Source organism: Castellaniella sp., assembly GCF_041675725.1.
Classification (GTDB): Bacteria; Pseudomonadota; Gammaproteobacteria; order Burkholderiales; family Burkholderiaceae_B; genus Castellaniella.
Genome location: NZ_JBAYTI010000052.1, coordinates 1 through 18,287, shown reverse-complemented (window position 1 = coordinate 18,287; position 18,287 = coordinate 1). Strand labels below are relative to the sequence as shown.

Annotated in this window: 19 protein-coding genes; 17 read left to right on the top strand and 2 right to left on the bottom strand. The window is 63.0% G+C overall.

The window, feature by feature from the left end:
* Nucleotides 1-556 (bottom strand): type I methionyl aminopeptidase (gene map / locus WCZ84_RS10695; protein ID WP_372686260.1); only part of this gene is annotated, 556 nt, incomplete at its 3' end.
* A 171-nt stretch (nucleotides 557-727) separates the two neighbouring features.
* On the opposite strand from map, the gene rpsB reads away from it, so the two are divergent.
* From rpsB to WCZ84_RS10615, 16 genes are all read left to right on the top strand, one after another.
* Nucleotides 728-1,483 (top strand): 30S ribosomal protein S2, encoded by a 756-nt coding sequence (gene rpsB, locus WCZ84_RS10690; protein WP_372686259.1) that lies wholly within the window; start codon nucleotides 728-730, stop codon nucleotides 1,481-1,483.
* A gap of 108 nt (nucleotides 1,484-1,591) precedes the next feature.
* Entirely contained in the window at nucleotides 1,592-2,467 is an 876-nt protein-coding gene (gene tsf, locus WCZ84_RS10685; protein ID WP_372686258.1) for a translation elongation factor Ts, read from the top strand.
* Nucleotides 2,468-2,481: 14 nt separating this feature from the next.
* On the top strand, nucleotides 2,482-3,198 hold the full coding sequence (pyrH, locus tag WCZ84_RS10680) for a UMP kinase (protein ID WP_372686257.1): 717 nt from the start codon (nucleotides 2,482-2,484) through the stop codon (nucleotides 3,196-3,198).
* A 10-nt stretch (nucleotides 3,199-3,208) separates the two neighbouring features.
* The gene (gene frr, locus WCZ84_RS10675; protein WP_372686256.1) at nucleotides 3,209-3,769 is read left to right on the top strand and encodes a ribosome recycling factor; all 561 of its coding nucleotides are present in this window, start codon (nucleotides 3,209-3,211) and stop codon (nucleotides 3,767-3,769) included.
* A gap of 35 nt (nucleotides 3,770-3,804) precedes the next feature.
* Entirely contained in the window at nucleotides 3,805-4,566 is a 762-nt protein-coding gene (uppS, locus tag WCZ84_RS10670; protein ID WP_372686261.1) for a polyprenyl diphosphate synthase, read from the top strand.
* 9 nt (nucleotides 4,567-4,575) lie between these two features.
* Nucleotides 4,576-5,460 carry a phosphatidate cytidylyltransferase gene (locus WCZ84_RS10665; protein WP_372686255.1) on the top strand — a complete coding sequence of 295 codons (885 nt, stop codon included), beginning with the start codon at nucleotides 4,576-4,578 and terminating at the stop codon, nucleotides 5,458-5,460.
* 3 nt (nucleotides 5,461-5,463) lie between these two features.
* Complete coding sequence (ispC, locus tag WCZ84_RS10660; protein WP_372686254.1) at nucleotides 5,464-6,672, top strand: 1-deoxy-D-xylulose-5-phosphate reductoisomerase; 1,209 nt, start codon at nucleotides 5,464-5,466, stop codon at nucleotides 6,670-6,672.
* Between the two features lie 7 nt (nucleotides 6,673-6,679).
* Complete coding sequence (gene rseP, locus WCZ84_RS10655; protein WP_372686253.1) at nucleotides 6,680-8,014, top strand: RIP metalloprotease RseP; 1,335 nt, start codon at nucleotides 6,680-6,682, stop codon at nucleotides 8,012-8,014.
* 76 nt (nucleotides 8,015-8,090) lie between these two features.
* Nucleotides 8,091-10,484, top strand: a complete 2,394-nt coding sequence (bamA, locus tag WCZ84_RS10650) for an outer membrane protein assembly factor BamA (RefSeq protein WP_372686252.1) — start codon at nucleotides 8,091-8,093, stop codon at nucleotides 10,482-10,484.
* 61 nt (nucleotides 10,485-10,545) lie between these two features.
* The gene (locus tag WCZ84_RS10645; RefSeq protein WP_372686251.1) at nucleotides 10,546-11,097 is read left to right on the top strand and encodes an OmpH family outer membrane protein; all 552 of its coding nucleotides are present in this window, start codon (nucleotides 10,546-10,548) and stop codon (nucleotides 11,095-11,097) included.
* 6 nt (nucleotides 11,098-11,103) lie between these two features.
* Entirely contained in the window at nucleotides 11,104-12,252 is a 1,149-nt protein-coding gene (lpxD, locus tag WCZ84_RS10640) for a UDP-3-O-(3-hydroxymyristoyl)glucosamine N-acyltransferase (protein WP_372686250.1), read from the top strand.
* On the top strand, nucleotides 12,252-12,704 hold the full coding sequence (gene fabZ, locus WCZ84_RS10635) for a 3-hydroxyacyl-ACP dehydratase FabZ (protein WP_372686249.1): 453 nt from the start codon (nucleotides 12,252-12,254) through the stop codon (nucleotides 12,702-12,704). The genes lpxD and fabZ overlap by 1 nt, the downstream gene beginning before the upstream one ends.
* The gene (lpxA, locus tag WCZ84_RS10630; RefSeq protein WP_372686248.1) at nucleotides 12,704-13,501 is read left to right on the top strand and encodes an acyl-ACP--UDP-N-acetylglucosamine O-acyltransferase; all 798 of its coding nucleotides are present in this window, start codon (nucleotides 12,704-12,706) and stop codon (nucleotides 13,499-13,501) included. The genes fabZ and lpxA overlap by 1 nt, the downstream gene beginning before the upstream one ends.
* Nucleotides 13,498-14,751 carry a lipid-A-disaccharide synthase gene (gene lpxB / locus WCZ84_RS10625; RefSeq protein ID WP_372686247.1) on the top strand — a complete coding sequence of 418 codons (1,254 nt, stop codon included), beginning with the start codon at nucleotides 13,498-13,500 and terminating at the stop codon, nucleotides 14,749-14,751. The genes lpxA and lpxB overlap by 4 nt, the downstream gene beginning before the upstream one ends.
* Entirely contained in the window at nucleotides 14,741-15,385 is a 645-nt protein-coding gene (gene rnhB / locus WCZ84_RS10620; RefSeq protein WP_372686246.1) for a ribonuclease HII, read from the top strand. The genes lpxB and rnhB overlap by 11 nt, the downstream gene beginning before the upstream one ends.
* A complete protein-coding gene (locus tag WCZ84_RS10615; protein WP_372686245.1) occupies nucleotides 15,382-16,188 on the top strand; it encodes a TrmH family RNA methyltransferase in 807 nt (268 codons plus the stop codon). Before rnhB ends, WCZ84_RS10615 begins: the two co-directional genes overlap by 4 nt.
* Here WCZ84_RS10615 and WCZ84_RS10610 read toward each other — a convergent pair.
* The gene (locus WCZ84_RS10610) at nucleotides 16,185-17,018 is read right to left on the bottom strand and encodes a pyruvate, water dikinase regulatory protein (protein WP_372686244.1); all 834 of its coding nucleotides are present in this window, start codon (nucleotides 17,016-17,018) and stop codon (nucleotides 16,185-16,187) included. The genes WCZ84_RS10615 and WCZ84_RS10610 overlap by 4 nt on opposite strands.
* A 170-nt stretch (nucleotides 17,019-17,188) precedes the next feature.
* Here WCZ84_RS10610 and WCZ84_RS10605 point away from each other — a divergent pair.
* On the top strand, nucleotides 17,189-18,287 hold a 1,099-nt coding region (locus tag WCZ84_RS10605; RefSeq protein ID WP_372686243.1), incomplete at its 3' end, for a PEP/pyruvate-binding domain-containing protein.

Genomic DNA, 18,287 nt, shown 5'->3' with positions numbered 1-18,287 from the left:
CCTGGGGATCCTGGTGGAAGCGGCGCCCGACCCCGTGGCCGCAGTATTCCCGCACCACCGAGAAACCGGCCCGCTCGGCATGCCGCTGTATGGCGTGGCCGATATCGCCCAGTGTGGCACCGGGACGGACCTGGCGGATGCCCAGCCACATGCACTCGTAGGTGGTGTCGATCAGGCGCCGGGCCAGGATCGAGGGTTCGCCCACGCAGAACATGCGGCTGGTGTCGCCAAACCAGCCGTCCTTGATGATGGTGATGTCCATGTTCAGAATATCGCCATTCTTGAGCTTCTTGTCGCCCGGAATACCGTGGCAGATCACGTGGTTGACGGACGTACAGATAGAGGCCGGGTAGGGGGGGTAGCCGGGTGGCGCATAGCCCACCGTCGCTGATTCGACCTTCAGTTCGTCCGTCAGATACTGCATGCACAGTTCATCGAGCGCCCGGGTGGTGACGCCGGCCTTTACATGGGGAGCCAGGTAGTCGAGAACGCTGGCGGCGGCTTGGCAGGCGGCGCGCATCTGATCGAGTTCGCGAGGATCGGTGACGAGAGGAATCATGGGGTGCTTGATCGTATGATGAGAAAAATAGTAGAATAGTTGGCTTGGTTTTTGTTAGCCAATGCTTAAAAAATAGCGTGCCACGGCCGCCCAAGGGTGTCTGATGGGGGTTCATGTTAGCCCCGGATACTGGCCTGGTACAAGACCGAACCCTACTGGAGAACCTTCATGAGCCTCATGCGCGATATGCTTGAAGCGGGTGTGCACTTTGGCCACCAGACCCGATTCTGGAACCCGAAAATGGCCGAATACATTTTCGGTCAGCGTAACAAAATTCATATCATCAACCTCGAGCGCACGGTCGGAAAATACCTTGAAGCGGCGCAGTTCGTGCGCCAGTTGTCGGCGCGCAAGGGCACCATTCTATTCGTGGGCACCAAGCGTTCCGCGCGCGAACTGGTGGCGGCCGAAGCCCAGCGTTGTGGCATGCCGTACGTGGACAGCCGCTGGCTGGGCGGCATGATGACCAACTTCAAGACAGTCAAATCCTCGATCAAGCGGCTCAAAGAGATGGAAACCCAGATGGCCGATGGCGCAACCGAGCAAATGAGCAAGAAAGAAGCGCTCATGTTCGAGCGTGAAATGGCCAAACTGAACAAGTCCATCGGCGGCATCAAAGACATGAACACCCTGCCCGATGCCTTGTTCGTCATCGACGTGGGCTACCACAAAATTGCCGTGGCTGAAGCCCGTACTCTGGGCATCCCCGTGGTGGGCGTGGTCGACACCAATCATTCGCCCGAAGGCATCGAGCACGTGATTCCCGGCAACGACGACTCTGCCAAGGCCATTGCGCTGTATGCGCATGGCATGGCAGATGCTGTGCTCGAAGGTCGCGAACAAAGCCTGCATGGGCTGGTCGAAGAGCTCGCCGAAGGCGAAGAGTTCATCGAAATCGAAACAGAAGAACCCGAGCAGGAATGACGTCCTGCTTCACGCGCCTGCAGTCCGTCGGGCACTCACCTGCCCCGGGCTGCAGCCTCGGGCCGGCCATATCGGCCGGTTTACGCATTGATCGAACAGGAGAACACAATGGCCCAAATCACTGCTGCCATGGTCAAACAATTGCGCGAGAAGACCGACGCGCCCATGATGGAATGCAAGAAGGCCCTGACCGAAGCCGATGGCGATCTGGCGCGGGCCGAAGAAATCCTGCGTGTCAAGCTGGGCAGCAAGGCCTCCAAAGCGGCCAGTCGGATCACGGCCGAGGGCCTGATCGGCCTGTACGTGGCCGACGACCAGAAGACGGGTGCCGTGGTCGAAGTCAATTGCGAAACCGACTTTGTCGCTAAAAACGATGACTTCATCGCTTTCGTCAATGACCTGGCGCGGATCGTCGCCGATAAAAACCCAACCGACGTCGAAGGCCTGAATGCCCTGGTCATGGGCGAGGGCACCGTAGAAAGCACGCGCGCTGCACTGGTTGGCAAGATCGGTGAAAACATGGCCGTTCGCCGGTTTCGCCGGTTCGAGACCTCTGACCGCCTGAGCAGCTACGTGCACGGCGGGCGGATCGGTGTGCTGGTCGATTTCACCGGGGCCGATGAAGTCGGCAAGGATCTTGCCATGCATATCGCGGCATCCCGGCCGCGTGCGCTGGACGCGGGTGGCGTCGACCCCGCCCTGATCGCCGCCGAGCGCTCCGTGGCCCAGCAGAAAGCAGCCGAGTCCGGCAAGCCGGCCGACATCGTCGCCAAGATGGTCGATGGGGCAGTGCAAAAATTCCTCAAAGAGGTTACGCTGCTGTCACAGCCATTCGTCAAAAACGACAAGCAATCGGTCGAGCAGATGCTGAAAGAGCATTCGGCAAGCATCAACCGCTATGCATTGTTCGTCGTGGGCGAAGGCATCGAGCGAAAATCCGAAGATTTTGCCGCCGAGGTGGCCGCTGCGGCAAGCGGTTCCTGACAGGAAATCACGGCATGTCCACACCAGCCTATAAACGCGTCCTCCTCAAGCTTTCGGGCGAAGCGTTGATGGGGGGCGATGCCTTTGGCATCAACCGGGCAACCATCCTGCGCATGACCGAGGAAATCCACGAAGTGGTGTCGCTGGGGGTCCAACTGGCGGTCGTCATCGGTGGGGGCAACATCTTCCGCGGGGTTGCACCGGGTGCCCAAGGGATGGATCGCGCCACGGCCGACTACATGGGCATGCTGGCCACCGTCATGAATGGCCTGGCGCTGCAGGATGCCCTGAAAAACCAGGGGGCGGATGCCCGCGTGCAATCCGCTCTAAACATCGATCAGGTGGTCGAGCGCTACATCCGGCCCAAGGCCTTGCGCTACCTCGAAGAAGGCAAGGTCGTGATTTTTGCCGCAGGCACCGGCAACCCTTTTTTCACGACCGACACCGCGGCCGCGCTGCGCGGCGCGGAAATCGGCGCTGAAGTCGTACTCAAGGCAACCAAGGTCGATGGTATCTATAGCGCGGATCCGAACAAGGATCCCAGTGCCACGCGCTATGCACGCATCAGTTTCGACGAGGCCATCGTGCGCAGGCTCGAAGTCATGGATGCGACGGCATTCGCCTTGTGTCGCGATCAGAAGCTGCCCATCAAGGTCTTCTCGATCAACAAACCCGGGGCCCTCAGGCGCGTCATTTGTGGCGAGGACGAAGGCACCCTGGTCCAGGTATAGGATCCACAGCATGAGTTATTCTGACATCAGCCGCTCGGTGGGCGAGCGTATGGGAAAATCCATCGAGTCCCTCAAGACCAACCTCGCCAAAATCCGTACGGGGCGGGCCCATGCGGGTATTCTCGATCACGTGCAGGTGGAGTACTACGGCTCGCTCGTACCCGTCAGCCAGGTCGCCAACGTGACGGTGGTCGACGCCCGCAACCTGTCCGTGCAGATCTGGGAAAAACCCATGGCGGCCGTGGTCGACAAGGCCATCCGTGAATCCGATCTGGGCCTTAATCCCATTGCCATGGGCGACAACCTGCGGGTGCCCATGCCGGCTCTCACCGAAGAACGGCGCCGCGACCTCACCAAGGTCGTACGCGCCGAGGGCGAAGACGCGAAGGTCGCCGTGCGCAACTTGCGCCGCGAAGCCAACGAGTCCCTCAAAAAGCTGCTCAAGGACAAGGCGATCTCCGAGGACGACGAACGGCGCGGGCAAGACGAAGTGCAAAAGCTCACGGATCGCCACGTCGCCGAAATCGATCAGATCATCGCGCAGAAAGAAGCCGAGATCATGACGGTCTGACGGCCCCTGATGCAGAACGTCCCGGTGCCATGAGCCTGGTCCATTCATCTACCATGACGGTGCTGGAAACCAGCCCGGTTCCCCGCCATGTGGCTATCATCATGGACGGCAACGGTCGCTGGGCCACGCAGCGGCGCCTGCCGCGCACGGCCGGGCACATGCGCGGGGTGCAGGCCGTGCGCCGCATCGTCGAGGCCTGTGGCCGGCGCGGGGTGCGCTATCTCACGTTGTTTGCCTTCAGCACCGAGAACTGGCGCCGGCCGGCCAGCGAGGTGTCTCTCCTGATGCGCCTGTTCGTGCGCACGCTCGAAAAAGAGGCCGACCGCTTGCGCGAACAAGACGTGCGGCTGAGGGTCGTCGGCGAACTGAGCGCGTTCGATGACCGCCTGCGCAATTTGATTACGCAAGTCGAAGAACACACCGCGAAATGCCAGGCGCTGACGCTGACCATCGCAGCCAATTACGGTGGCCGTTGGGACATCCTGCAGGCCATGCAAGCCATGCTCAAGGCGCATCCGGATCTCGCGACGCAGCCACAGGCCATCAGCGAAACCTTGCTCAGCCCCTGGCTGGCCATGTCCTATGCGCCCGAACCCGACCTGTTCATCCGCACGGGCGGCGAACAGCGCGTATCCAACTTCCTGATTTGGCAGCTCGCTTATACCGAACTTTACTTTACCGACTGCTGGTGGCCCGATTTCAACGAGGCCTCACTCGACCAGGCGTTCCACTGGTACAGTCAGCGCGAACGCCGCTTCGGCCGCACCAGTGCCCAGCTGTCAGGCGCAGACGCCTGAAGAGCCGGCATGCTGAAACAACGCCTGATCACTGCCTGCGTCCTGTTGGCGATCGTGGTGGCCGCCGTCATGGCGCCAGGGCCGTGGCCCATGCTCGTCCTGCTGGCGGCCATGGCGGGCTGTGCCGGCTGGGAATGGCTGCGCCTGATCCCCCTTCGCGATTCGGGCGCCACCTGGCTGGCGCTGCTGCTGCTCATCTTGTTGCTGGCCTTGTCCGTCGGCCTGCCCGATGCGCGACCGGCGCCGGGTGTACCGGCCGACTGGGCCGCCGCGTTGCACCAAGCCAACTGGACGCGGCTTTTCGATCGTCTGGTCCTGCCTTTGGCCGCCCTGTTCTGGGTGATTTTCGCCCCCCGCATCCTGTGGCGCGGCGAACTGGGGGTTTTCTGGCAAGGCGCCCGCCCGATCTTTCTGGGCGGTTTGGTTCTGCTGGCCACCTGGTACGCCCTGGCGTGGTTATTCATCCGCCATGGCGCCAGTGCGCTCATCAGCCTCTGGGCGCTGGTCTGGGCGGCCGACAGTGTCGCGTACTTTGCCGGGCGGCTATGGGGCCGGCACAAGCTGGCGCCACGCATCAGCCCGGGCAAAACCCGCGAAGGCGCGCTGGCGGGGATCCTGGCAGCCGTCTTGTGGCTATTTGCCACGGCGGTCTGGTGGCCGGACAGTTATGGCGCACTTCTGCAGCAGCGTCTGGGATGGGGGGGGCTGTTGCCGGCAGGCCTGGTGCTGGCCGTCTGGTCCATCCTGGGCGACCTGTTCGAATCCTTGCTCAAACGGCGGGCAGGCGTCAAGGACTCCAGCCAGCTTCTGCCGGGCCACGGCGGGGTATATGATCGCATCGATGCCGTACTGCCGGTCGCACCACTGGCGGTGCTGCTACTTTCTGCCGGATGAGTCATGTCGACCCAGCAACGTCTTTGCATTCTCGGATCCACGGGATCCATCGGTTCCAGCACCCTGGATGTCATTGCCCGGCACCCGGGCCGTTTTGCAGTGCATGCCCTGAGCGCACACAGCCGCATCGAGGCGCTGGCGCGCCAGGCGCAAGTCCATGCCGCCCGCATCGTGATCGTGCCCGACACCCGGGCCAGGCAGCGCTTCCTTCAGTTCTGGACCGGCCCCCAGCCTCTGCCCGAGATCCGCGTGGGGGCCCAGGCGCTGGCGGACACTGCGGCCGAGCCCGAGGTCACGACCGTGATGGCCGCAATTGTCGGTGCCGCCGGCTTGCCCGGCGCACTGGCCGCCGCCCGTGCCGGCAAGCGGGTCCTGCTGGCCAACAAAGAGGCTCTGGTTGCAGCCGGCAGCCTGTTCATGCGGGCCGTGCGGCAATCCGGCGCACAGCTGTTGCCCATCGACAGCGAGCACAACGCGATTTTCCAGTGCCTGCCCCAGGCCGATCGCCGCGCGCACGCGCCGGATACGCCGCCGCCTGGCGTACGCAGGCTTCTCCTGACGGCATCCGGTGGGCCATTCCGCGAGATCGCCCTCGAGCGGCTGGAGTCGGTTACGCCAGACCAGGCGTGCGCCCATCCGACCTGGCGGATGGGGCGTAAGATTTCGGTCGACTCCGCCACTATGCTGAACAAAGGGCTCGAAGTCATCGAGGCGCACTGGCTGTTTGCCATGCCCGCCCAGCGGATCCAGGTCGTGATCCACCCGCAGAGCGTGGTGCATTCCATGGTCGAATACGAAGACGGATCGATTCTGGCACAGTTGGGTCAGCCCGACATGCGCACACCCATTGCGCACGGTCTGGCGTATCCCGAACGCATCGACAGCGGCGTCGGCCTGCTCGAGCTCACGCGCCTCGGGCGCCTGGATTTCGAGCCGCCCGACATGCAGCGGTTTCCGTGCCTGCAATTGTCGTTCGACGCGCTGCGCCTCGGGCAGCACGCGTGCATCGCCCTGAATGCCGCCAACGAAATCGCAGTGGATGGTTTTTTACGCGGCCGCGTTCGCTATACTGAGATTGCACGCATCATTGCGCACTGTCTGGATGATGCGGCATCCTTGCCAGGCGCTCTGCCTGAGTCGCTGGATGAAGTACTCGACCTGGATTCCCGGGCGCGACGCAAGGCTGCAGATTTCTGTCGCCTGTCTCACTGACATCCTAATGCTGTTTACGCTGCTTGCCTTCGCCCTGGCCCTGGGGCTGTTGATCACATTCCACGAGCTCGGCCACTATGCCGTGGCGCGTGGGTTTGGGGTGCACATTCACCGCTTTTCCGTCGGCTTCGGGCCCGTACTCCTCAGTCGGCGCGACGCACACGGCACAGAGTGGGCGTTGTCGGCCATCCCGCTCGGGGGCTATGTGAAAATGCAGGATGGACCCAGGGACCACGCCGACCCCAAGGCGCGTCGACAGGCGTTCAATACCCAGTCTTTGCCCCGGCGTACCGCCATCGTGCTGGCCGGCCCCCTCGCCAACCTCCTGCTGGCAGCGATTTTGTATGCCGGCCTGACGGCCTGGGGCGTCCATGAGCCCGTCGCGCTGCTGGGGGCACCGCAGGTCGACACCCCCGCGGCCGTGGCGGGCGTTCGCACCGGAGACATCATCGAAGCGGTCGACCAGCAGGCGGTCGCGTCATGGCCGCAGGCCCGCTGGCGCCTGACCGAACCCGTCGCCACGGGGGGTGAAGTCCAGCTGCTGCTGCGTGCGCCATCCGGCGCCACGCGCACGGTCCATCTCCATCTGCCCGCCCATTCGCTGGATCCGGATCTCGGCGATCCGCTGCTGGCCGCCGGGCTGCAGCTGCGGCCGCCCGGCGTGATGCTGGGCGACGTGATGCCGGGCAGTGCCGCCGAGCGGGCCGGGCTGCAACGCGGCGACAAAATACGGGCCGTCGCGGGCCTCGAGGATCCGGACCCCGGCACCCTGGTCGAGCAGGTCAAGGCGCATCCAGGGCAGCCGCTGCCCCTGTCGATCCAACGCGATGACGTCCGGTTGACTATGCAGGTGACCCCCGATGCCGTGGCCGAGCACGATACGACGGCGGGCCGGATCGGCGTGATCCTGCAAGCCGATCTGCCCATGGTCATGGTTCGGCAGGGGCCGCTCGAGAGCGTCGTCACCGGCCTGACCCGGACGCTCGACATGAGCTGGGTGTCGCTGCGCATGATGGCCCGCATGCTGACCGGCGATCTGTCTGTCAAGAATGTGTCCGGACCGGTCACCATTGCCGAGTACGCCGGGCAGTCGGCGCGCATTGGATTGGCCAGCTATCTGAATTTCATGGCGCTGATCAGCGTCAGCCTGGGGGTGCTCAACTTGCTGCCCATTCCCATGCTGGACGGCGGGCATCTATTGCTATATGGTATCGAAGCATTGAGAGGCGGGCGGCCCTTGTCCACGCAGGTGCGTGACATGCTTCACCGGGTCGGCCTGAGCCTGGTGCTGGGGCTGATGACCCTGGCGTTATTCAATGATTTTCATCGGCTTTTCAGCTGATCAGGTTGTGACTTACAATCCGGCATCAGCATCGGAAACATTTTTCACAATGCCGCCGCCAGACAGGAACTCCAGAATGCCGTTGATTCGTAAGCCCCTCTTGCCCAAGCGTGTCATCTCCCTGCTCCTGGCAGCCCTGTTGGCGCCCGCAGCGGCATCGGCCTTTACCCCCTTCGTCGTGCAGGATATCCAGATCCAGGGCGTGGAACGCGTCGATCCAGGTACGATCTTCACCTACCTTCCGGTGCAGCCCGGTCAAACCTTCACCCAAGAAGAAGCGGCTACGGCGATCCAAAAACTGTACGCCACGGGCTTCTTCAACGATGTGCAGATCGACGCCCTGGGCAATGTCCTGGTGGTCACCGTCGAAGAGCGTCCCACCATCGCATCCGTCACCTTCAACGGCATGCGCGAATTCAACGCCAAGGAAATCACCAGCGCCCTGATGCAGGTGGGCTTTGGGCAGGGCCGCATCTTCGATGAAGCCATGCTCGAGCGCGCGACGTTCGAAATCAAGCAGCAGTATCTGGCAAAGGGTAAATACGGGGTGCAGGTCACGCCGGTCATCACGCCGCTGCCACGCAACCGGGTCGGGGTGTCCTTCGACATCTTCGAAGGCGATGTCGCCACCATCGACAAGATCGAGTTCATCGGCAACGAGGCCTTCTCGGATGGCACGCTCCTGGACGAGCTCGAGCTCACCACGGGTGGCTTCATGACGTGGTACACGGGTACCAACAAGTATTCGCGCGAAAAGCTCGAGGGCGATGTCGAACGCCTGCGTTCGTTCTATCTCGATCGCGGTTATCTCGAATTCTCGATGGAGCCCCCCCAGGTCACCATTTCCCCCAATCGGGAAAACATCTACGTCACGTTCTCGCTGCACGAAGGCGAGCCGTACACCCTCTCGGGGGTCGATCTGGCCGGCGATCTCCTGGGTCTGCAAGACCAGCTCGAGGCACTGGTCACCGTCAAGCCCGGCGAACTCTTCTCCGCCGACAAGACCAACCTCGACGCCAAGGCCATCGCCGACTACCTCGGTTCGCTGGGTTATGCGTTCGCGAACGTCAACCCCAGTCCGCTGCTCAATCGCGAAGACCACACCACCCAACTGACGTTCTACATCGATCCAGGCCGCCGGGTGTACGTGCGCCGCATCAACGTCGGGGGCAACACCCATACCCGCGACGAAGTCCTGCGGCGCGAAGTCCGGCAACAAGAAGCCGCCTGGTACGACGGCTCCAGCATCCAGCTCTCGAAAGAACGGGTGGATCGGCTCGGCTTCTTCAATGACGTCGACATCACCACCGAACCCGTACCCGGCGCACCCGACCAGGTCGACGTGAACATCGACGTCAAAGAGAAGCCGACGGGCATGGTCAGCCTCGGGGCGGGGTACAGCTCCACCGACCGGCTCCTGCTGTCGGCCGGCATCAGCCAGGACAACGTCTTTGGCAGCGGCAATTCGCTGTCCCTCAGCGTGAACACCAGCGCCACCAACCGCGCCTTGGTCATTTCACATACCAACCCCTACTGGACCAAAGACGGTATCAGCAAGACGACGTCTTTATACTATCGGCGCACGACACCCTACGACGTCTCCGACCGGGACGACTCCGGGTGGTACACGGTCGAGTCCATGGGGCTGGGCCTGAATTTCGGCGTGCCCATCACCGAGGTCGACCGCATATTTGCAGGCCTGACGTTCGAGCGCAACTCGCTCAAGGACATCCGCAGCTGTCAATCAGGCTATCCGGGGGTTGATTGCGGGGTCAATGATCCTGCGCCCTGGGCGTACCAACAGTTCGTAGACACCTACGGCGATACCACCAACGCGGCCATTCTCAGCGTGGGTTGGGCCAAGGACACCCGAGACAGCGGCGTGGCGCCCAAGAAGGGCAGCTATACACGGTTGTCGGCAGATATATCCACCATGGACCTGCGCTACTATAAGCTCAGCGCACAACAGCAATACTACTGGCCGCTGGGGCGCGCCTTCACCTTTGCCGTCAATGGCCAGGTCGATTGGGCCAAGACGTACGGCAGCAGCGGCAAGGGTTTCCCCGTCATCAAGAACATGTATGCCGGGGGCATCGGGTCGGTGCGCGGCTACGAAGGCGCCTCGCTTGGGCCACGCGACCCGCTCACCAACACCTTCCTCGGGGGGTCGCGGCGCATCGTGGGCAACGTGCAGCTGTACCTGCCGTTCCCCGGGGCTTCGCGGGATCGTACGCTGCGCTGGTTCGTATTCGGCGACATCGGCCAGATCGACACCACCGATGGCATGCCGTGCTATCGGGGCGAATACAACGAAGTGGCGGATCCGTGCGGCTGGAAGTATTCCGCCGGCCTGGGCCTGTCCTGGGAATCGCCCCTGGGGCCGCTGCAATTGTCGTTTGCCCGCGCCCTGAATGCAAAGGAAGGCGACAAGAAACAGGCGTTCCAGTTCCAGATCGGTACCGGCTTCTGATTCCTTTCGTTTAATGGCACAATAACCCTCTTTGCAGCCGTCCATACAGGTCATTCATATCATGCTTCTTTCCGGTCTGTCCGTCTCAGATATCATCCAACGCACCGTTCATCGCCATCGGGCGCTCGTCGTGGCGGCTGTCATAGGGCTGGCTGCTTCATTCACCGTGCCTGTCTATGCCCAAGGCACGAAAATCGGCTTCGTCAGCACAGAACGCATCCTGCGCGACTCAAAGCCCGCCAAAGCGGCCCAAACCAAGATCGAGGCAGAATTCAAGAAACGCGACCAGGAACTCCAGACACTGGCCGACAAACTGCGCAACGAAGCCCAGAAACTGGATAAAGACGCCCCCGTGCTGTCCGAATCCGACCGCATCCGGCGCCAACGCCAGCTGCAGGACATGGATTCCGATCTGCAACGTAAGCGGCGCGAATTCCAGGAAGACTTCAATCGTCGTCGCAACGAAGAGTTCTCGGCCATCGTTGAAAAGGCCGATGCCGCCATCAAGAAAATCGCCGAAGAACAAAACTACGACCTGATCATTCAGGATGCGGTCACGGTCAGCCCTCGCGTCGACATTACGGATCAGGTCATTTCTGCCTTGGGTGGTTGATTCCCCATGCCGGTGCTGCTTGCGCCCGAGCGGGCTCCGGCTCTTGGCCAGTTGCTCGAGGCAGCCGACACAGTCGGCCTGAAACCCGACATCCTGACGCTGCCTGCCCAGGTCGGCGACCCTCGTCAGGTTCCCATCGCCGGGATCGGTTCGCTCACATCTTCCGGGCAATCCGAAATCAGCTTTCTTTCCAACCCGCGCTTGCAGGATCAACTGCCCGGGTGCGCCGCTGCGGCCGTGATCCTGCGGCCCGAAGACTGGGAAGCCTACCGCGCACGGCACGCAATCGCGCCGGCCTGGATACCGGTCCTGTGTGCACAGCCCTATTTGTTGTATGCCTTGCTGGCTCAGTGGTTCGACCAGCACAGGCTCGCAGGGCTGCCGCAAGGCATCCACCCCAGTGCCATCGTCGATCCAGATGCCGTACTGGCCGATGGCGTTCACGTGGGCCCGCTGACGGTCATCGAGGCCGGCGCCCGGGTCGGCGCCGGGGCGCGGATCGGGGCAGGGTGCATCATTGGGGCGGGTTGTGTGATCGGGCCCGACAGCCTGCTGCATGCACGCGTCACGCTGTACCATGGCGTACGCGTGGGCGCGCGCGCCATTCTGCATGCGGGCGTCGTGCTTGGGGCCGATGGTTTCGGCTTTGCGCCGGATCATCGAAACCCTGGCATGTGGGCCAAGATCGCGCAGCTGGGCGGGGTCGTCCTGGGTGATGACGTCGAAGTCGGCGCCAACACCACCGTCGACCGGGGGGCCATTGAAGACACGATCCTCGAGGACGGCGTCAAGCTCGATAATCAGATCATGATAGGCCATAATTGCCGCATCGGCGCGCACACGGCCATGGCAGGCTGTGTCGGCGTGGCCGGCTCGACCACCATGGGCAAACGATGCATGATCGGGGGGGCGGCCATGATCGGCGGCCATCTGACCTTCGCGGACGACGTACACATCTCAGGCGGTACGACGGTCATGTCCGATGTCTTGGAACCCGGGCGCTACACCAGCGTTTTTCCGCTTGCCGAGCACACCACATGGCAGCGCAACGCAGCCGTCATAGGGCAACTCGCGCAGCTGCGCAAGCGCCTGCGGGCTGCCGAACGGCAGGCGGCCATGCGGCAGCCAATGCAAAACAGTCAGGATTCGCGATAATGGAACTCGATATCAAAGACATCATGGAGCGGCTGCCCCACCGGCAGCCGATGCTGCTCGTGGATCGTGTGCTTGAGATGGATCCGGGCAAGAGCATTGTCGCCATCAAAAATGTCACCTACAACGAGCCATTTTTCCAAGGACACTTTACACACCATCCGGTCATGCCGGGGGTACTCATCATCGAGGCCATGGCCCAGGCGGCGGCGCTTTTCTCGTTTGCCGATGCGGGCGCCCCCAACCTGGCCAGCACCAAAATCGCCTATTATCTCGTCGGGGTGGATGGCGCCCGCTTCAGGCGCCCGGTGGTGCCGGGCGACCAGCTGCGCATGGAGGTCTCGGCCGACAAGCTCAGCCGGTCCATTTGCAAATATACCGCCGTGGCCAAGGTAGATGACCACATCGTCGCCGAGGCCAAGATCATGTGTGCGGTGCGCATCCTGGAGGAGTGATGGGCGCGGTTCAGATTCACCCCACAGCCATCGTGGCGCCGGGGGCCGCGCTGGAAGAGGGCGTTTCGGTCGGGCCCTACAGTCTGATCGGCGAGCACGTGTCGATAGGCGCCGGTACGCGCGTCGGTTCCCATTGCGTGATCGATGGCCATACCCGCATTGGGCCGGACAATCACTTTTACCGGTTCTGCTCCATCGGCGGCATTCCACAAGACAAAAAATACGGTGGGGAACCCACCGCACTTGAAATCGGCTCGGGCAATACCTTTCGCGAGTATGTAACGATCAACACCGGCACGGTCCAGGATGTCGGCACGACCCGGGTAGGCGACGACAACTGGATCATGGCCTACGTGCACATCGCACACGACTGCCAGATCGGCAGCCACGTTGTCATGGCCAATGGCGTGCAGCTCGCGGGTCACATACACGTGGGCGACTGGGCCATCCTGGGCGGGCTATCCGCCGTGCACCAGTTCGTACGCATCGGGGCCCATGCCATGGTCGGTGGCACGAGCTCGATTCGGCAAGACATACCGCCTTACATGATCGGCGCCGGCGATCCCTTTCGTCCAGTCGGCATCAACTCCGAAGGGCTCGGTCGGCGCGGGTTCACGGCGGCCGACATCCTGGTGTTGAAGCAAGCCTACAAGGCCCTGTACCGGCGCCAGCTCAGTGTCGAGCAAGCCATTCCCGCCCTCGAAGCATTGCAGGCCGAGCACCCCAACGAAACGGCGGCCGTCCAGGCACTGGTCGATTTCCTGCGAACCTCGGAGCGCGGGATCGTCCGTCCATGACCCTGCGCACCGTCATCGTGGCGGGCGAACCCTCGGGCGATTTGCTCGCAGGCCGGGTCATCGAAGGGTTGCGCGCGCGTACCCGTCGGCTCGAGTTGGCCGGTATTGGCGGGCCGGCGATGCAGGCGGCGGGTCTGCAGGCGTGGCATTCGATGGATGCCCTGTCCGTATTCGGCTATGTCGATGCCTTGCGGCGCGCCCCGGGGCTGATCCGCACCTGGCGCCATACCCGTCGACAGGCCATCGCCTTCAGGCCAGATATCTTCATTGGCGTGGATGCGCCCGATTTCAACCTGCGGCTCGAAGAACAGCTGCGCCGCCATGGCATTCCCACAGTCCATTTCGTCGGTCCGTCGATCTGGGCCTGGCGCTACGAACGCATTCATCAGATCCGGCGCGCCGTATCCCACATGCTCGTGCTGTTTCCATTCGAGGTCGATTTGTATCAGCGGGAAGGCATTCCGGTCACCTACGTGGGCCATCCGCTGGCCGAGTTGATTCCCATGCAGGCGGATCGCGCGGCCGCGCGAAAATTTCTGCAGATCAGCGATGATGTCCGGGTATTGGCGCTCATGCCGGGCAGCCGGGCGTCTGAAATCCGCCTCCTGGCACCGCGATTTCTGCAGGCCGTACAACACCTGCAGGAACAGGATCCTGATCTGCACGTGCTGGTTCCCATGGTGAACCCTGCTCGCAGGCAGCAATTCGAATCACTCCTCGCCCAATATGCCATCCGCCAGTGCCGTGTGCTGATTCATCCCTTGAACGGGGCGTTGTCCGCCGCGACGGAAACAGCCCGTCATCCTGGCGCCACGCACCAGCCAGCCCGTCCCAGCTCGGCCGCCCCGTCGTGGCCCGTCGCCTGGCATGCCATGGCCGCGGCCGATGCCGTGCTCGTGGCCAGCGGCACGGCCACCCTCGAAGCGGCCTTGTTCAAGCGGCCCATGGTCATTTCATACGTATTGTCGCCGTGGATGCGGCGCATCATGGCCTGGAAATCCGGGCAGCAAGCGCCTAGCCTGCCCTGGGTGGGCCTGCCCAATATCCTCGAGCGCGAGTTCGTGGTGCCCGAACTGCTCCAAGAGGCGGCCAGCCCCCAGGCGCTGGCACAGGCGACCTGGGCTGCCCTGACGGACAAGGCGCTCATCGAGCGGGTGACCGAGCGCTTCACGCACCTGCATCAAAGCCTCGATCGGGATACGCCACAGCTGGCTGCGCGCGCCATTCTGGAGGTATGCCATGGCGCCTGACATGGCTGGGCTGACGGGCTTCGATTCAGCAGGGTGCCCGATCGAATGGCTGGCGGGGGTGGATGAAGCGGGCCGTGGGCCTTTGGCGGGTCCGGTCTTTGCGGCGGCCGTCATCCTGCATCCGGCCAATGGGGTCGAAGGCCTTGCCGACTCAAAGAAGCTGTCACCCGCCCGGCGGATGCAGCTGGCTGGCCAGATCCGCGAACAGGCCGTTGCATGGAGCGTGGCCCACGCCAGTGTAGAAGAGATCGATCGGCTCAACATCCTGCAGGCCACGCTGTTGGCCATGCAGCGGGCCGTAGGCTCTTTGCGCCGTATTCCCCGGCTCGTGCTGGTAGACGGCAACCGCGTGCCCCGCGGCCTGCCTTGCCCGGCCTACGGGCTCGTGCGGGGCGATACGCGACAGCCGGCCATTTCCGCTGCATCCATCTTGGCCAAGACGTCGCGCGATGCCTACTGCCAGACGCTGCACCAACGCTATCCGGACTATGGTTTCGATGCCCACAAAGGCTATGGTACGGTGCGCCACCTGGCCAATTTGCGTCTGTACGGACCCTGCCCGGAACACCGGCGCAGCTTTGCTCCAGTGCGCGAAGCCCTGCGTCTGACAAACGGCGGGAAGCCGCGGCCATGAGCCCGCCACCCGCCGTCCGCCACGTACACTCGCGCGACAATCCGGATTATCGGCTGAGCCTGAGGCTGGCCCGGGGCAAGCCCGCGCGCCGTGACGGCCGCGTATTGCTGGAAGGCCTGCATTTGTGCGATGCGTGGCTGACCCACCAGGGTCTGCCCGGCCTGATGCTGGCGGGCGAGACCGACCTGGCGACACCCGCCGTCCAGGCCCTTTGGCAAACGGCCGCAGAGGCATCGCGGGTCATTCTAGCGGACGCGCTGGCCCATGCCCTGTCCCAGGTTCACGAGGGCTCCGCCGTATTCTTCGTGGTCGAACCCCCCAGGCCGCCTCTGCCCAATCGGATCGCCCAAACGTGCCTGTGGCTCGATCGGGTCCAGGACCCGGGCAACCTCGGCACCCTGCTGCGTACGGCGGCGGCAGCCGGATTGCGGCAGGCATTCCTGTCCGCGGGGTGCGCGGCCGCCTGGTCGCCCAAGGCGCTGCGCGGCGGGCAGGGGGCTCATTTTGCCCTGCAGGTGTACGAAAAGGTCGATCTGGCCAGCTTGCTGCCTCACCTGGAGATTCCTCTGGCGGCCACCACCCTGGAGGCCGGCAGCGACCTGTACGCCCAGGACTTGCGCCCCGACTGTGTCTGGCTGTTTGGCAATGAGGGGCAGGGCGTCTTGCCCGAATTGATGCGGCGCGCCCAATGGCGCTTGACCATCCCCCAGGACGCCGGTGTGGAATCGCTGAATGTGGCGGCGGCCGCGGCGGTCTGCCTGTTCGAGCAGCGCCGCCAACGCCGCGGCGGCCCGGCCCCCTAATAGCTCATGCGATCGAGGCCGACTTCGTCCAGGATTTTCGTGGAAATTTCTTCGATCGAACGGGTCGTGGTCGACAGCCACGGGATGCCTTCCATACGCATCAGGCGCTCGGCATCGGCGACTTCCTGGCGACATTGCTTCAGCGAGGCATATTGGCTGTTGGGCCGGCGTTCATTGCGCACTTCAGCCAGACGCTCGGGCTGGATGGACAGGCCGAACAGCTTGCGCCTGAACGGCTGCAGGGTGGCGGGCAGCGCAGCGCGGTCGAAATCCTCGGGGATCAAGGGGTAATTGGCGGCCTTCACGGCATATTGCATGGCCAGATACAGGCTGGTGGGCGTCTTGCCGCAACGCGAAACCCCGATGAGAATCACGTCGGCTTGTTCGAGGCCATGCACGTATTGGCCGTCATCGTGCGCCAGGCTGAAGTTGATGGCTTCGATGCGGTTGTTGTACTGCTCACTTAGTCCGTTGGTGTGCGAACGCCCCACCGATTGGCTGGCCTTTGCGCCCAGCACCCCCTCGAGGTGCTGGACGACGGTGCCGAACAAGTCGATGAAAATACAAGGGGCCGAGCGGATGCGATCGGCAATGTCGGAGTCCACCAGCGTGCTGAACACCAGCGGCAGCGGGCCCCCTGAATCGGCCTGACGTGCAATGCGACGCGCGACGGCCTCGGCCTTTTCGGTGGAATCGATGAACGGCAGGCGCACCGCCTGGAACCGGATCGATTCAAATTGAGACAGCACGGCGTGGCTGAACGTTTCAGCCGTGATGCCCGTGCTGTCGGAGACGATGAATACAGTTTGTTCCAGAGGTTCATCGCTCATGGCGAGCCCAGCCATCCTGTCGTAGAAAAGGTACAATTCGCGAAGGTTACCAGTCCCTCGAGGTGCTGGCAAGGCAGGTTTGCCAGGCGCATACCGTGGTCGCAACAGGCATCGGCCTTGCATCGTGTGTGTCAGGCAAACACGCTTTATTCCATCTCAAGGGTGACACCATGTCATATGTCGTATCGTTCGAGCAGCTCCGCATGGCGGACGTAGACTCGGTAGGGGGCAAGAACGCTTCGTTGGGCGAAATGATCAGCCAGCTGGCTGACGCAGGGGTCAGGGTACCGGGCGGCTTTGCCACCACGGCCCATGCGTTCCGCGAGTTTCTCCAGGCATCGGATCTGGCCGGGCGCATCAATGCCCGGCTCGATGCCCTCGACGCCGATGATGTTCGTGAATTGGCGGCCGCCGGGGCGGAAATCCGCCAGTGGGTCATGGAAACGCCCTTTCCCGCTGCTTTCGAACAAGCCGTCCGGGCGGCGTTTGCCGCCCTGGACGGCGACGGCCAAGGCTCGTTCGCCGTGCGCTCCTCGGCCACCGCAGAAGACTTGCCCGACGCTTCGTTTGCCGGCCAGCAGGAAACCTTCCTCAACGTGGTCGGAATCGACGACATCCTCGAGAAAATCCATCATGTGTTTGCCTCGTTATACAACGATCGCGCCATTTCATATCGGGTGCACAGGGGGTATGCGCATGCCGACGTCGCCTTGTCGGCCGGCATCCAGCGCATGGTGCGCGCCGACCGGGGCAGCGCTGGGGTCATGTTTACCCTGGACACCGAATCCGGTTTTCGCGACGTCGTGTTCATCACCTCGTCCTACGGTCTGGGTGAAACCGTCGTGCAGGGCGCGGTAAACCCCGATGAATTCTACGTGTTCAAACCGTCTCTGGCGAAAGGCCATTATCCGATCATCAGCCGGCGCATCGGCTCCAAGCTCATCAAGATGGAGTTCGACGCGCAGCGTGAATCCGGCCACGCCGTACGCACGGTCGAAGTCCCGGCATCCGAGCGCAACCGCTATTCGCTCAGCGACCAGGAAATCATCGAACTCGCGCGCTATGCCACGATCATAGAAAACCACTATGGGCGCCCGATGGACATCGAATGGGGGCGCGACGGCATCGACGGCAAGCTGTACATCCTGCAGGCCCGGCCTGAAACCGTCAAATCCCAGCAGACCCAGCACGAGGTGCAAGAGCGCTACCGGCTCAAGGCAACGGGCGAGGTATTGGTCACCGGGCGTGCCATCGGGCAGAAAATCGGTT